The organism is Caballeronia sp. SEWSISQ10-4 2, from assembly GCF_030464885.1.
In the GTDB taxonomy this organism is placed as follows: Bacteria; Pseudomonadota; Gammaproteobacteria; order Burkholderiales; family Burkholderiaceae; genus Caballeronia.
Genome location: NZ_JALPRJ010000010.1, coordinates 152,681 through 166,938 on the forward strand (window position 1 = coordinate 152,681; position 14,258 = coordinate 166,938).

The window sequence follows — 14,258 nt, forward strand, 5'->3', positions numbered from 1 at the left end:
AATGCGCTCCCATGAACCTAGCCCTTTTTGACCTCGATCACACCCTCATCCCGACGGATAGCGACCACGAATGGGGTCGCTTCATGGCGCAGCTCGGCATTGTCGACGCCGAAAAGTTCGCCAAGCAAAACGACGCGTTCTACGAAGATTACAAAGCTGGCACGCTCGATATCCACGCGTACCTGACCGCCCAGCTTTCGCCGCTCGCCAAGCATCCGCGCGCCCGACTGGACGACTGGCACGCGCAATTCATGCGCGAGATCATCACGCCGGTCATCGCGCCGGCTGCCCTCGAACTCGTGCGCAAGCACCAGCAAGCCGGCGATCTATGCTGTCTCGTCACCGCCACGAACGCGTTCATCACGGCGCCGATCGGCCGGGCGTTCGGTATTGATGCGCTGATCGCGTGCGAGGTCGAAACGGTCGACAATGTGCCAAACGGCGACCTGACCGGCCGCGCGACGGGAACGCCGAGCTACCGCGAGGGCAAGATCGTGCGCACCGAGGCGTGGCTCGCGTCGATGGGCAAAAGCCTCAGCGACTTCGAACACAGCTATTTCTACAGCGACTCGCACAACGACATTCCTCTTCTCGAGAAAGTCACCGACCCGATCGCGACCAATCCCGACGACACCTTGCGCGCGCATGCGCAAGCCCGCGGCTGGCGCATCCTGGAAATCTTCTCCCCACGTGATTAAAAAACTCATCCGCAAGCTGTTCGGCCAGGAAAGCGCCAAAGAAGACGCCCCGGCTACCGCCCCGCTCTCCGACGATGTAAAACCCGCCCGCAAGAGCACGCGCAAGAAGGCCGCGCCGGCTGTAGTGAAGCGTGATCCCAACGTGCCGGTGATCCTGTCGGCGGATGTGCATGGCATCGATCCTGCGCTGATTTCGAAGAACGCGATTCGCGTCACCGACGGTCTGCAGCAAGGCGGGCATCGTGCGTTTATCGTGGGCGGCGCAGTGCGCGACCTGCTGCTGAACGTGGCGCCAAAAGATTTCGACGTTGCAACGGACGCCACGCCCGATCAGGTGCAGAAGCTGTTCCGCCGCGCGCGCATCATCGGCCGGCGGTTCCAGATCGTGCACGTGCAGTTCGGGCAGGACATCATCGAGACATCGACGTTCCGCGCGCTCGTCGATACCCCCGCCGACGCGCCGCCGTCCCCGCCGCCTCCGCGCCTGAGACGCGGCGAGATGGACACCCGCACACATGCCGTGGATGCAAGCGGCCGGGTGCTGCGCGACAACGTCTGGGGCGAGCAGCATGAAGACGCCACTCGCCGCGACTTCACTATCAACGCCATGTATTACGATCCGGCCACGCAAACCGTGCTGGATTACCACGACGGCATGGCCGACATCCGCGCGCGTTTGCTGCGCATGATCGGAGACCCCGCCACGCGATATCGTGAAGATCCGGTGCGGATGCTGCGCGTCGTGCGTTTCGCCGCGAAGCTCGGCTTCGAGATCGAGCCGGCCACACGCGCACCAATCGCGGAACTCGCCGATCTGATCAGCAACGTCCCCGCAGCCCGTCTCTTCGATGAAATGCTCAAGCTGCTGCTCTCAGGTCACGCGCTCGCGTGCCTGACGCGGCTGCGCGCGGAAGGTTTGCATCACGGCGTATTGCCGCTGCTCGACGTGATTTTCGAATCGCCGCACGGCGAGAAATTCATCACGCTCGCGCTGACCAATACCGACGAACGCGTGCGCGCCGGCAAGGGTGTATCGCCGGGCTTCCTGTTCGCCACGCTGCTCTGGAACGACATGCAGACGCGCTGGCAGCAATACACGCTGGCCGGTGAATTCCCCGTGCCCGCGTTGCATCGCGCGATGGACGACGTGCTCGACATGCAGACCGAAAAGCTCGCTATCCACAAGCGCTTTTCATCGGATATGCGGGAGATTTGGGGCCTGCAACATCGGCTCGAAAAACGCTCTGGCAGAACCGCGATGAAGCTGCTGGAACACCAAAGGTTTAGAGCGGGTTATGATTTCCTCCTGCTGCGATGTGAATCCGGCGAACTGGATGCATCGGTTGGTCAGTGGTGGACGGATTTCATCGAAGGGGACGCTGCCGCGCGAGAGTCACTGCTTTCGCAAGGCGGGAAGGACCGGGCGCCCAAGAAACGACGGCGGCGTAGCAGCAACGCCAAAAGCCGCAGGCCGGGTGACGGAATGGAGGGCGGCGTGAGCACCGTGGAAGAAGGGTCAGCTCGCGACAATCGCGAAGAGCGTGACGTACGTGACGCGCGGTATGGCGACGAAAGCGGTGGCCAGCGCGACGATTGACACGGACCGCGCGTTCTAGCCAACGCGTTTGAGTCGTGTAACGCCAAACGACAGTCGTAGGATTCATGCCATGACGGTAGCTTATCTGGGCCTGGGCGCAAACCTTGGTGACGCGCGCCAGACCCTGAAAGACACAGTGGTGTGTCTTGCCCAGCAACACACGATCACCGTGCTCGCGAAATCGAGCCTCTATCGCACCGCGCCCATCGACGCCGGTGGCGACGACTACTTCAATTGCGTCGTCAAGATCGATACCACGCTGCCCGCACGCCAGTTGCTGCAGCTGTGCCACACCATAGAAAGCCATTTCGGGCGCGAGCGGCCGTATAGAAACGCGCCGCGTACGCTCGATATCGACATCCTCCTGTATGGCGATTCCTGCATCGAGGAAACCGATCTCGTCGTACCGCATCCGCGTCTCACCGAGCGTGCGTTTACCCTCGTGCCGCTGGTCGAACTTGATCACGATGTAGTCATCGCGCAACGCGGCCGCGCCGATGCATTTCTTGCTTCGGTCCAGGATCAACGTATTGAAAAAGTAGCGACGCATCAGTGTCCGCTGTTCGCTTCTCGCTGTACTTCGCGTCGCGAAGCCTGAATTTCGCCCCGCGAAGCCTGAAAGGTGAATAGTCCATGAGCATCACGCCCCTCACCGTCACCGCGCCGCAGTTGCGCCCGCCGCATCGGTATATCGCGATAGAAGGGCCCATTGGCGTGGGCAAGACCACGCTGGCGCGGCTGCTGGCAGAACGCTGGTCGATGCGCACCCTCTTCGAGCGCCCGCAGGAAAATCAATTTATCGAGCGGTTTTATCGCGACAACACGCGTTACGCGCTGCCTACGCAATTGCAGTTCGCGTTGCAGCGTGCGCAGCAAACTCAGGAAATCGTGACGGCGCTTTTTGGCGCACCTGGGCATCTCGGGCAAGGCGCAAGCGCGCCGCTCATCACCGATTTCATCACCGAAAAAACCGCGCTGTTTGCGCGTCTTACGCTCCCCGACGACGAATTCGAACTGTTCCGGGAAATCGCCAAGCGCATCGATACCTCAGCGCCCGCGCCCGATCTGGTCGTGTATTTGCAGGCCAGTCCCGAGGTGCTGTTCGCACGCATTCAAAAGCGCGCGCTGCCAATGGAACTGCAGATCCCCGACGCGTACTTGCGCGCCCTCTGCGACGCCTACAATGATTTCTTCTATCACTACGACGCGACGCCGCTGTTGACGGTGAACGCCGAGCATCTGAATCCGCTGGAATCGGACGCCGATCTGGCGCTGCTGGTAGACCGGATTGAAACCATGCGTGGGCGCAAGGAATTCTTTGTCAAAGGCACGTCGCTTTAAGTCCGTCCGGCTTGCGCGCCGGCGCGCCGTCTCTTATCTAGTCGATGTGGAAATTGCCATGGCGTATTTGCAGGAAACCAGCCGCACCGCGATCACCGTCCCGAAGCTCCGGACGATGCGCGAAGCCGGCGAAAAAATCACGATGCTCACGTGTTACGACGCGAGTTTTTCCGCGTTGCTGGATCGTGCCGGCGTAGATGTGATGTTGATTGGCGATTCGCTTGGCAACGTGCTGCAAGGACATGGCACGACGTTGCCCGTGACTCTTGCCGATATTGCGTACCACACCGCTGCGGTTGCGCGAGGCAACAAGAACGCGCTGGTTGTCGCCGATATGCCGTTTGGTACGGTCAGCTCGCGCGAGGAAACCTATGCGAACGCCGTGCAGTTGATGCGTGCCGGTGCGCAGATGGTGAAGATCGAAGGCGGTGAATGGGTCGCCGATACGGTCCGGTTTCTCGTTGAACGAGCGATCCCCGTTTGTGGTCATGTCGGGTTGACGCCGCAATCGGTGCACGCGTTTGGCGGGTTCAAGGTGCAAGGGAAAACCGATGCCGGCGCCGAGCAGATGCGACGCGATGCTTTGGCGTTTCAAGATGCCGGCGCGCAATTGCTGGTGATCGAGGCCGTGCCTACGCTGCTGGCTCGTGAAGTGACGGAGCAGTTGGTTATCCCGACGATTGGCATCGGAGCCGGGATCGATTGTTCCGGGCAGGTGCTGGTGCTGCACGACATGCTGGGGATTTTTCCCGGCAAGCGGCCGAGGTTCGTTAAAGACTTTATGCAGGGGCAGCCGAGTATTTTTGCCGCCGTCGAGGCATATGTCCGCGCCGTTCGGGAGAAGAGTTTTCCCGGGCCGGAGCATACGTTTTAAGGGGTTTTTGGCTGTTCTGTCGGAGGCAGCCTCTTGTTCGCGTCCGTCTTCGCTGAAGCCGCTTTTCGCGCTTTGGCGAAGATCGGAGCGTCGTTTCTGCTTAGCTCATCTGCTTGAGCCGCGCCGGTACCGCACCACGCAGCGCATTGCAGATCATCAGCGAGGTCGCGCGGCGCAGATCTTCTCGCGTCAGCGTGCGCTCCTCAGCGTCCAGTTCTTCGATCAACACACCGCGCATCACGCCCGGCAACAATCCGGCGTCGAGCGGCGGTGTGCTCCAACGGCCATCGAGTCTGACAAACACGTTCGATCGCCCGCCTTCCGTGAGCTCTCCGCGCTCGTTGAAAAACAGCATATCGAACGCGCCTTGCGATTCGGCCTCGCGCCACGCACGATCGTAATCCTCACGAAACGTCGTCTTGTGGCGTAACAACGGATCGTCCGCCGACCTGACCGCAAAACCATGTTCCGATGCCAGCAAGACGTCCACCGTCGAATGTGCCAACGGCACGAGCGGCGCGCTCGTCACAGCAATCTCACCACTCTTGCTCAACGCGATCCGCAACCGATAACCCGCCTTCGCCTCAAAACCCGCACAGGTCTCGTCAATAAGCTCCTGCAGCTTCGCCCGATCAAGCGGAAAACCGCACCATTCGGCACTGGCAGCCAACCTTGCAAGATGCCTGTCTGCATGGCGAACGCCTTCTTCCCGCGTCGCAAAAGTCGTCTCGAAGAGCTGGAAACCGGGATCGGAACCGGTCAGAAATTTTGCCTTCAATAGGCACTCCTCGAATTCATCGGCGGCAATGCTATCCAGCACAATGCCCGCGCCAATACCCATCTTGCCTCTGCCGTGCTGCAGTTCCAGCGTGCGAATCGGCACGGACAAACAGAAGTCCCGGCTCTTATCCAGCCAGCCGATCGCGCCCGTATAAATGCCGCGCGGCGTGCTTTCGAGCGCATCGATTAATTGCATCGTCTTGTGCTTCGGCGCGCCCGTGATCGAGCCGCACGGCAACAGTGCCCGGAGGATATCGGCGAAGGAAGTGTTGGGACGCAACCGTGCTTCCACCGTCGATGTCATCTGCCACACCGACTTGTACGCCTCGACAGAAAACAAGTGCGGCACCTTCACACTTCCCGTGACGGCAACGCGCGACATGTCGTTGCGCAGCAAGTCCACGATCATCACGTTTTCCGCGCGATTCTTCGGATCGAGTCGCAGCCACTCGGGGTCCGCGCTGCGCGGTGCGGTGCCCTTCATCGGCCGCGCGCGCAGCACGTCGCCTTCACGCTGGATGAACAACTCGGGTGAGCACGACAGCACGTCGCGGCCATCGGGCAACGCGATCAGCGCGCCATAACGAACCGGTTGCCGCTCCCGCAGCCTTCGATACAGCCCCGCTGCGGAGCCGAAGACATCGAAGGCAAGACGGAACGTGTAGTTGATCTGATAGGAATCGCCGGCTTGCAACGCTTCCTGAACGCCCGCGATGGCCTGCTCGAACGCATCGCGCGTCACGCTCGACTCGATGTTGGCCACACCCGCCACCGACGGCTGATCGGCCAGTCCGCTATCACGCGCGGCAAGCCAGCCCTCGGCTTCTTCACGCGATAACGACGTGCATTCGCGGAACAACAAAAAGCGCAGCGCGGCATGGCCGGGCTGCGCTAACTGAAGATTGCGGCCAAATTCATAGTCCGCGACAACGACGGCGTGTAATCCGTCGCGCAGGTCTTGCTGGACGCTCGCGCAAACTTCATCGAGCTGGGCTGCGTCGTGACACGACCGTTCGTGAACGAAGCTGGCGTACAGGCGACTCGACCGCCTTTCGGCGGTCGAGTCGCAATCGTCTAGCAGCGCGAAAACCTCGCTGCGTTGCTGCATGATTATTGCCTCAATCGAAGAAACTCTTCACTCGATCAAACCAGCTCTTGCTTTGCGGACTGTGACGCGCACCGCCTTCCGTCAGCGACCGTTCGAATTGCTTGAGCAGATCGCGTTGCTGCTCAGTGAGCTTGACCGGCGTTTCGACCTGTACATGCACATAGAGGTCTCCCGCGATGCTCGAGCGCAATCCCTTGATACCCTTGCTACGCAGCCGGAACGTCTTGCTCGACTGCGTGCCTTCCGGCACGGTGAAACTTGCGCGGCCAGCCAGCGTGGGCACTTCAATTTCGCCGCCAAGCGCCGCCGTGGTGAACGGAATCGGCATCTGGCAATGAAGATCATCTCCGTCGCGCTCGAACACCGAGTGCTGCTTGATGTGAATCTCGACGTACAAGTCACCGCTAGGACCGCCGTTGATCCCCGGCTCGCCGTTGCCCGACGAGCGAATCCGCATGCCGTCGTCGATACCTGCCGGAATCTTCACCTCCAGCGTCTTCGTTTCCTTCACCTTGCCGGCGCCGTGGCAATGACCGCACGGCTCAGGAATATGGGTGCCGGTGCCATGACACTTCGGGCAGGTTTGCTGGATGCTGAAAAAGCCCTGTGACATCCGCACGGTGCCTTGTCCCTGACACGTCGGACAGGTTTCCGGCTTCGTGCCGGGCTTCGCGCCCGAGCCTTTGCAGATCTCGCAATTCACCCAGCTCGGCACGCGAATTTGCGTGTCGTAGCCATGCGCTGCTTGCTCGAGCGAAATTTCCATGCTGTAGCGCAAATCCGCGCCACGATAAACCTGCGGACCCGCGCGCCCGCGAGCGCCCGCCGCGCCACCGCCGGCCGCCTGGCCGAAGATGTCGCCGAAAATATCGCCGAACGCATCGGCGAAACCGCCAAAACCCTGCTGACCTGCACCGGCCATGTTCGGATCGACGCCTGCATGCCCGTACTGATCGTAGGCTGCTCGCTTTTGCGGATCCGAGAGCATTTCGTAGGCCTCTTTGACCTCCTTGAAATGCGCTTCCGAATCCTTGTTATCCGGATTGCGGTCGGGGTGATGCTTCATCGCAAGCTTGCGATAAGCCTTCTTGATTTCGTCGTCGCTCGCGTTCTTCGCGACGCCCATAACCTCGTAGTAATCCCGTTTCGCCATATCGGTTCAGCGCCACCGCGCCCGATCAAACTGATCAAGCCCGACGGCTCCCTCTTGGATGCCTGGAGTCTCGCGACTCATGTGGTTCGTCGACGCCTGGCCTTCATGCGTGATTCGCGCGATCAATAAGTGACCGGCACGTAATCAACCCGTACAAAGCGCAGCGCCCTCTAAAAAACAACGTGCCCGGGAAGCCATTTGGCTCGCCAGGCGCGTTCTTCGTCCATACGCTCAACTTCTCGCAAGACGTCTTTCGTCGCGGTCCCGTGCAAAGCCGAAGCTGCACGGGACCGGTTGCTTCATCGACGAATCGCTGATGCGGTTCAATCGACTCAGTCCTTCTTCACTTCCTTGAAGTCGGCATCGACGACATCGTCGTGCTGCTCCGGTGCTGCCTGCGCACCCGAGCCGCCTGCTGCGCCCGCTGCACCTGCCGCGCCGGCTGCACCTTGTGCTGCAGCCATGTCGGCGTACATCTTTTCGCCGAGTTTCTGCGACGCCGTTGCCAACGTTTCGATCTTTGCGTCGATCGAAGCCTTGTCAGCCGTGCTGCTCTTCAACGCTTCTTCCAGGTCCTTCAACGCCGCTTCGATCTTTTCCTTCTCAGCCGCTTCGACCTTGTCGCCGTATTCAGCCACGGCCTTCTTCGTGCTGTGCACCAGCGCGTCGCCCTGATTGCGCGAGTCAGCCAGTTCACGCAGACGGTGATCTTCCTCGGCGTTCGCTTCGGCGTCCTTCACCATCTTGTCGATCTCGGCGTCCGACAGACCCGAGTTCGCCTTGATGACGATCTTGTTTTCCTTGCCGGTCGCCTTGTCCTTCGCGCCGACGTGGAGAATGCCGTTCGCGTCGATGTCGAAGCTCACTTCGATCTGCGGCGTGCCGCGTGCTGCCGGCGGAATGCCTTCAAGGTTGAATTCGCCCAGCAGCTTGTTGCCCGCTGCCATCTCGCGCTCGCCCTGGAACACCTTGATCGTCACGGCGCTCTGGTTGTCGTCGGCGGTCGAGTAAACCTGTGCGTGCTTCGTCGGGATGGTCGTGTTCTTGTTGATCATCTTCGTCATCACGCCGCCGAGGGTTTCAATACCCAGCGACAACGGCGTCACGTCCAGCAGCAACACGTCCTTGCGATCCCCCGACAGAACCTGGCCTTGAATCGCAGCGCCAACCGCCACGGCTTCATCCGGGTTCACGTCGCGGCGCGGTTCCTTGCCGAAGAATTCCTTAACCTTTTCCTGCACCTTCGGCATACGCGTCATACCGCCGACCAGAATGATGTCGTCGATTTCGCCGACCTTCACGCCTGCATCTTTAATAGCGATACGGCACGGTTCCATCGTGCGCTCGATCAGGTCTTCGACCAGCGACTCCAGCTTCGCACGCGTAATTTTCAGGTTCAAGTGCTTCGGACCCGACGCGTCCGCCGTGATGTACGGCAGGTTGATTTCGGTCTGAGCGGCCGACGACAACTCGATCTTCGCCTTTTCCGCCGCTTCCTTCAGGCGTTGCAGCGCGAGCACGTCCTTCGACAGATCGACGCCTTGATCCTTCTTGAACTCGGCGATGATGTATTCAATGATGCGCTGGTCAAAATCTTCACCGCCGAGGAACGTGTCGCCGTTCGTGGAGAGCACTTCGAACTGCTTCTCGCCGTCAACGTCCGCGATCTCGATGATCGATACGTCGAACGTGCCGCCGCCCAGGTCGTACACCGCAATCTTGCGGTCGCCCTTTTCGTTCTTGTCGAGACCAAACGCGAGTGCGGCTGCGGTCGGTTCGTTGATGATCCGCTTCACGTCCAGACCAGCGATACGGCCCGCGTCTTTCGTAGCCTGACGCTGGCTGTCGTTGAAGTACGCCGGAACCGTGATCACGGCTTCCGTTACTTCTTCGCCAAGATAGTCTTCAGCGGTCTTCTTCATCTTGCGCAGCACTTCAGCCGAGATTTGCGGCGGTGCCAGTTTTTGATCGCGGGCTTCAACCCAGGCGTCGCCGTTGTCGGCGCGCACGATCTTGTAGGGCATCAGGGCGATGTCCTTTTGCACTTCTTTTTCGTCGAAACGGCGGCCAATCAGCCGTTTGACTGCGTACAGCGTGTTCTTCGGGTTCGTGACCGACTGGCGCTTCGCCGGTGCGCCGACGAGGATTTCGTTGTCGTCAACGTAAGCAATGATCGACGGCGTGGTGCGCGTACCTTCCGCGTTTTCGATCACTTTGACCGTATTGCCTTCCATGATCGCCACGCACGAGTTCGTCGTGCCCAGATCGATACCAATGATTCTGCCCATTTTTATCACTCTCCTGACTTTGATTGCAGCGGGTCCGTTTTTGCGTTTTCGACGTGCTTTACGGTCGAATCGGCTAGCCGGACGCCCAAAATTTAACCCTGTACGCCAAATAAGAGCGTTCGCATGGTTTTCAAGACCAAAAACTGACGCGATCCCGCTTTTTTTCAGCCGATTTGAAACTTTTTCCGCGAAACCGGCTCATGCCTTCGCTTCGAGCGCCCGGATTTTCTCGCGGGCGGCGCCAACCGCGGAGTTGAAGCACTCGAAACCCCAGAAAAAAACGACGGCCAAGTCGTCTGCCGCCGACTCGAGGCCGGCATCGAACGTCTCAGCGCTCAATTCCTGCATGTCGAAAGCGGCAAAGGCGGTGGCGTCGACGGGGATATTGGCCATGACAGCAGCGGTTTCGCGAATACGTTGCTCGACGTTATTTAGGTGCCGCGACAGTGACCAGCGCCGGACGCAAAACGCGGTCCGCGATCACATAGCCCTTTTGCAGCACCGACACGACCGTATTGGCGTCCTGCTCGGCCGGCACCATCGAAATGGCCTGATGGCGGTGCGGATCGAACTTCTCGCCAACCGGATTCACCTCGACCACGCGGCCCTTTTCGAGCGCGGCGGTCAGTTGGCGCAATGTCAGTTCAACGCCTTCGCGCACTTTTGCCAGGTCGGTGGATGAATGCGTCAGCGCGGCTTCCAGGCTGTCGAGCACCGGCAGCAGGTTCTCTGCGAAGTTTTCGATCGCGAATTTGTGCGCCTTCTGCACATCTTCCTGCGCCCGGCGCCGCACATTCTCCGTCTCGGCTTTCGCGCGCAAGAACTCTTCCTGCAACGACGTCGCCCGTGCTTGCGCTTCGGCCAGCAATGCTTCGGTTTCGTTTGCGTCTACGGTTTCCGGTGCGGAAGTCCCGTCCGGCGCGTCAGGCCGCTGAATGGTTTGAGCCGCCGTGGTTTCGTCGGCGGGCGTGGGGTTCTGGCTCGCGGAGTTATCTTGCGTGTTTTCCATGTCGCTTGAGATTTTGCTATGGGTGAAAACGGATGAAATCGGAAGCAACGTTGCGGTTTCGGCCCATCAAAAAGCTGCCGATGATAACCGCGAACTCAACGTTGCAAAAACACAACTGCCGCAACCGCTGACAGCGCGAGTAAAGCGAGGGACGCCCTGTGGCCGTCCTGAGAATCGCATTTGAGGCTCACATGAGCGTTTTCAAGGGGTTGCAGGTGCTTTCCGGGGCCATTTCTAAGCTCTGGAAACGGGCGGTTACAACCATTTTAAGCATGTCATCAGATTCAGATTGAGCCGAGCGACTTGCTCGCCTACACTTCGAACATGTCTTCGGAAGCACTAGTTAACCCTAATCTTACGAATGCCCTATTTTCACGCTTGTTAATCGCTAAAGCTCGCTTCAAGTCAGCTCTAGCGCCTGTTTTTTGATCCGTTGTGTTGTCACAGGGGGTGCCCATGAAACTGACCTTTGCCATTGCGATCGTCGCATTGGTACTCGTTGGCGGCACCACGACCATCTGCATGTCCGGCGCGGTGAACGACCACACGACCGAGTACGGCGGCGTTTCGGCCACCATGGAACATTTTTTCAGTCCGAACCTGAAAGTTTGTCGATAATCCGTCGGTCGCGCTTGGTCGGGCGACCCTGCAATGCGGCCGCCGGCTCGCGATACGTCTTCCTCCGCTCACTTTCAGCCACGCGTTTTTCCCGTCCTGCGTCAGTTTCCGCGTAGAGCGTCTGCGCGATCGGTGCCGGACCGCGCACTTCGCAGATTCCCAGCACATTCACTTGCCAAAGCACGTGTTCAATCTCGATCTCCAAGAGATCGCCGACACGCACATCCTTCGACGGCTTTACGTTCGCACCGCCAATTCGCACGCGGCCTTTCTCAACCGCGTCGCTCGCCATTGAGCGCGTTTTGAAAAAGCGCGCCGCCCACAGCCATTTATCGATACGAAGGCGCGCGCTGGAATCGGTCGAGATCTGGTAGTTCATTAACGTATGGTCTATGCGGCTGCGCTCAGCGCCTGTGGCGCCTGCACCGGCCAGCCTTGCAGGTGTTGCGCGACAATTTCGCCCAGCGCCTTGATCCAGGCCGGCGATGCGTTCAAACACGGAATCCGGTGGAACTCCTTGCCGCCGGCGTGCAGGAATTCATCACGCACTTCAATGCCAATTTCCTCGATGGTTTCCAGGCAATCCGACGTAAAACCCGGGCAGAACACGTCCACCCGCTTCACGCCCGCAGCGCCAAGTTCGGCGAGCGAGGGCGCGGTATAAGGCTGCAGCCATTCGGCCCGGCCAAAACGCGATTGAAACGTCACCCGGCATTCGACCGGTGACAGCCCAAGCGCCGCCATGAGCAACGAACCTGTCTGCTGACACTGATCGTGATATGGATCGCCGAGATCCATGGTGCGCTTGGGCACGCCGTGAAAGCTCAGCACCAGCCGGTCGCCCGATGCGAAGTCGGGCTGGCCATGCTGCCGCCAATAGTCCCGCACCTGCTCGGCCAGCGCGCCAATATAGGCCGGATGGTCGGCGTAATGGCGGATGGTGCGCAGCTCCGGCTGATTGCGCACGCGCCGCAGGGCGTTAAATGCATCGTCGAAAGCGGTGGCCGTGGTTGACGACGAGTATTGCGGATACATAGGCACGAGCAGCACACGCTCGGCGCCTTCCAGCTTGAGTTGGTTCATCATGGCCGGAATGCCGGGCGTGCCGTAGCGCATCGCGTAGTCCACTATCACGTGATAGTCGTTCACCACGAACAGGCGCCTCAAACCCTCGACCTGCTTTTCCGTATAGACCCGTAGCGGCGAGCCTTCGGGCAGCCATACCTGGGCGTATTTCTTAGCGGATGCGCGGCCGCGAAACGGCAGGATCGCGAGCCGCAGAATCACTTGCCACGCGAGCGCCGGAATCTCCACCACGCGCGGGTCCGACAGGAACTGCGCAAGGTATTTGCGCACGGCTTTCGGCGTGGGCGCGTCCGGCGTGCCGAGATTGATCAGCAGCACGGCAACGCGATGCGAAGCGGAGGGCTGCGAAGGCAACTCGAGGTCGTAGCGCATAAAGGAAAGGGTCCGTGAAGCCCGCGTAGGTAAGTGAAACCCATTATAGCGGCGCGTTTCGGAACGCAACATCGGCCGGACGGCCTAGTGGTGGACAGGGCAAGATGGGTTGTCTGCCGGGGGTTCGTGGACTTTTTGCAGGCTTGTTGCCCCCCGCCCGGCGGCCGGCTTGATTGCGGCTGATTAAGACTTACTGCTGACTGAGCGAGAGGGACAACAGGCGCGCGGTGATATCGACAATGGGAATCACGCGGTTGTATGCCATCCGAGTGGGCCCGATCACCCCCAGCGTGCCCACGATCTTCCCGTTCACTTCATAGGGCGCCGTAACCACGCTCATTTCCTCGATCGGCACGAGATTCGACTCGCCGCCGATAAAAATCTGCACGCCTTGCGCGTGGCTCGATACGTCGAGTAATTGAAGGAGACTCGTCTTTTGGTCGAACACATCGAAAAGCTTGCGCAGCCGCGCCATGTCGGAGGAAAGATCCGCTACTTCCAGCAGGTTGCGTTCGCCGGAAATCAGCAGGGTGTCGCCTTGATCCGTTTCGTCGACACTCGCGGCCACCGCTGCCTGCATGAGCGAGGTCATGTCACCGCGCAACGCGTCAATTTCCTCGCGCAGTCGGCGGCGTACTTCGTTGAAGGACAAACCGGCAAAATTCGCGTTGATGTAGTTGGACGCCTCGGTGAGCTGCGACGGCGAATAGTCGCGCTGGGTCGCCATGATGCGGTTCTGCACGTCGCCTTCCGGCGTCACGATGATCAGCAGGATGCGCTTGTCGGACAGGCGCATGAACTCGATCTGCTTGAACATGTGGCTGCGGCGCGGCGTGAGAATGACGCCCGCGAACTGCGACAGGTTCGACAGCACGCTCGCGGCGGCGGCCACGATCTTCGCCGGCTCGCCGCCTTGCAGCTTGATCTTGACGGCGGAGGTCATTGCTTCGTCGTCGGTGGTTTCGACGGTGAGCATGGTGTCCACGAACAGTCGGTAGCCCCGTGGCGTGGGAATCCGCCCCGCCGACGTATGCGGACTCACCACCAGCCCGAGGTCCTCCAGATCCGACAGCACGTTGCGGATGGTGGCCGGGCTGAGCTCGAGTCCCGAATAACGCGACAGCGTGCGGGAGCCGACAGGCTGACCTTCGGCGATATATCGCTCGATCAGCGTCTTGAGGAGGGTCTGGGCACGTGGGTCTAGCATGGGGAAATTTTAGCTCAACGTGTAAGGAGACAGCGAGCGCAGCGACTATTGCGACGACCGCTGACGTTATTTTGTCATCAGGGTCTCCGTGAAACCCCGGACTTCAGGCCGGGGAGGTAAGGAGACG

The 14,258-nt window shown here is 60.1% G+C and carries 14 protein-coding genes and 1 pseudogene; 7 read left to right on the forward strand and 8 right to left on the reverse strand.

Translation table 11 applies throughout. The features are described 5' to 3' along the window. Positions 1-11 precede the first annotated feature (11 nt). The 5 genes from M0D69_RS09455 (at position 12) to panB (ending at position 4,510) form a co-directional block, all read left to right on the forward strand. Entirely contained in the window at positions 12-698 is a 687-nt protein-coding gene (locus tag M0D69_RS09455) for an HAD family phosphatase (protein ID WP_301781758.1), read from the forward strand. Further along, a complete protein-coding gene (pcnB, locus tag M0D69_RS09460; RefSeq protein ID WP_301781759.1) occupies positions 691-2,295 on the forward strand; it encodes a polynucleotide adenylyltransferase PcnB in 1,605 nt (534 codons plus the stop codon). Before M0D69_RS09455 ends, pcnB begins: the two co-directional genes overlap by 8 nt. Before the next feature lie 70 nt (positions 2,296-2,365). Beyond that, a complete protein-coding gene (folK, locus tag M0D69_RS09465; protein WP_301781760.1) occupies positions 2,366-2,893 on the forward strand; it encodes a 2-amino-4-hydroxy-6-hydroxymethyldihydropteridine diphosphokinase in 528 nt (175 codons plus the stop codon). Between the two features lie 35 nt (positions 2,894-2,928). After that, on the forward strand, positions 2,929-3,636 hold the full coding sequence (locus tag M0D69_RS09470; protein WP_301781761.1) for a deoxynucleoside kinase: 708 nt from the start codon (positions 2,929-2,931) through the stop codon (positions 3,634-3,636). 58 nt (positions 3,637-3,694) lie between these two features. Then, positions 3,695-4,510, forward strand: a complete 816-nt coding sequence (gene panB, locus M0D69_RS09475; RefSeq protein WP_301781762.1) for a 3-methyl-2-oxobutanoate hydroxymethyltransferase — start codon at positions 3,695-3,697, stop codon at positions 4,508-4,510. A gap of 100 nt (positions 4,511-4,610) precedes the next feature. Here panB and pabB read toward each other — a convergent pair whose 3' ends face one another. The 5 genes and pseudogenes from pabB to grpE form a co-directional block, all read right to left on the reverse strand. Beyond that, positions 4,611-6,398 (reverse strand): aminodeoxychorismate synthase component I, encoded by a 1,788-nt coding sequence (gene pabB / locus M0D69_RS09480; protein WP_301781763.1) that lies wholly within the window; start codon positions 6,396-6,398, stop codon positions 4,611-4,613. Positions 6,399-6,408: 10 nt separating this feature from the next. Beyond that, complete coding sequence (gene dnaJ / locus M0D69_RS09485; RefSeq protein ID WP_301781764.1) at positions 6,409-7,551, reverse strand: molecular chaperone DnaJ; 1,143 nt, start codon at positions 7,549-7,551, stop codon at positions 6,409-6,411. A gap of 332 nt (positions 7,552-7,883) precedes the next feature. Next, on the reverse strand, positions 7,884-9,839 hold the full coding sequence (gene dnaK, locus M0D69_RS09490) for a molecular chaperone DnaK (RefSeq protein ID WP_301781765.1): 1,956 nt from the start codon (positions 9,837-9,839) through the stop codon (positions 7,884-7,886). A gap of 252 nt (positions 9,840-10,091) precedes the next feature. Further along, positions 10,092-10,232 (reverse strand): annotated as a pseudogene (locus M0D69_RS09495) (thioredoxin); the annotation flags it as partial. 34 nt (positions 10,233-10,266) lie between these two features. Further along, the gene (gene grpE / locus M0D69_RS09500) at positions 10,267-10,848 is read right to left on the reverse strand and encodes a nucleotide exchange factor GrpE (RefSeq protein ID WP_301781766.1); all 582 of its coding nucleotides are present in this window, start codon (positions 10,846-10,848) and stop codon (positions 10,267-10,269) included. Here grpE and M0D69_RS09505 point away from each other — a divergent pair. Beyond that, a complete protein-coding gene (locus M0D69_RS09505) occupies positions 10,838-11,032 on the forward strand; it encodes a hypothetical protein (protein WP_301781767.1) in 195 nt (64 codons plus the stop codon). The two genes, grpE and M0D69_RS09505, sit on opposite strands and share 11 nt — an antisense overlap. A 272-nt stretch (positions 11,033-11,304) precedes the next feature. After that, the gene (locus M0D69_RS09510; protein WP_166681130.1) at positions 11,305-11,466 is read left to right on the forward strand and encodes a hypothetical protein; all 162 of its coding nucleotides are present in this window, start codon (positions 11,305-11,307) and stop codon (positions 11,464-11,466) included. Here the strand turns inward: M0D69_RS09510 and M0D69_RS09515 are convergent. The 3 genes from M0D69_RS09515 to hrcA all read right to left on the reverse strand — a co-directional run bounded on the left by M0D69_RS09515 (position 11,438) and on the right by hrcA (position 14,131). Further along, positions 11,438-11,845: an RNA-binding S4 domain-containing protein gene (locus M0D69_RS09515; RefSeq protein ID WP_301781768.1), complete on the reverse strand. Its 408-nt coding sequence runs from the start codon at positions 11,843-11,845 to the stop codon at positions 11,438-11,440. The two genes, M0D69_RS09510 and M0D69_RS09515, sit on opposite strands and share 29 nt — an antisense overlap. Positions 11,846-11,856: 11 nt before the next feature. Beyond that, positions 11,857-12,924 carry a ferrochelatase gene (gene hemH / locus M0D69_RS09520; protein ID WP_301781769.1) on the reverse strand — a complete coding sequence of 356 codons (1,068 nt, stop codon included), beginning with the start codon at positions 12,922-12,924 and terminating at the stop codon, positions 11,857-11,859. Positions 12,925-13,114: 190 nt separating this feature from the next. Beyond that, a complete protein-coding gene (hrcA, locus tag M0D69_RS09525) occupies positions 13,115-14,131 on the reverse strand; it encodes a heat-inducible transcriptional repressor HrcA (protein ID WP_301781770.1) in 1,017 nt (338 codons plus the stop codon). Positions 14,132-14,258: the final 127 nt, after the last annotated feature.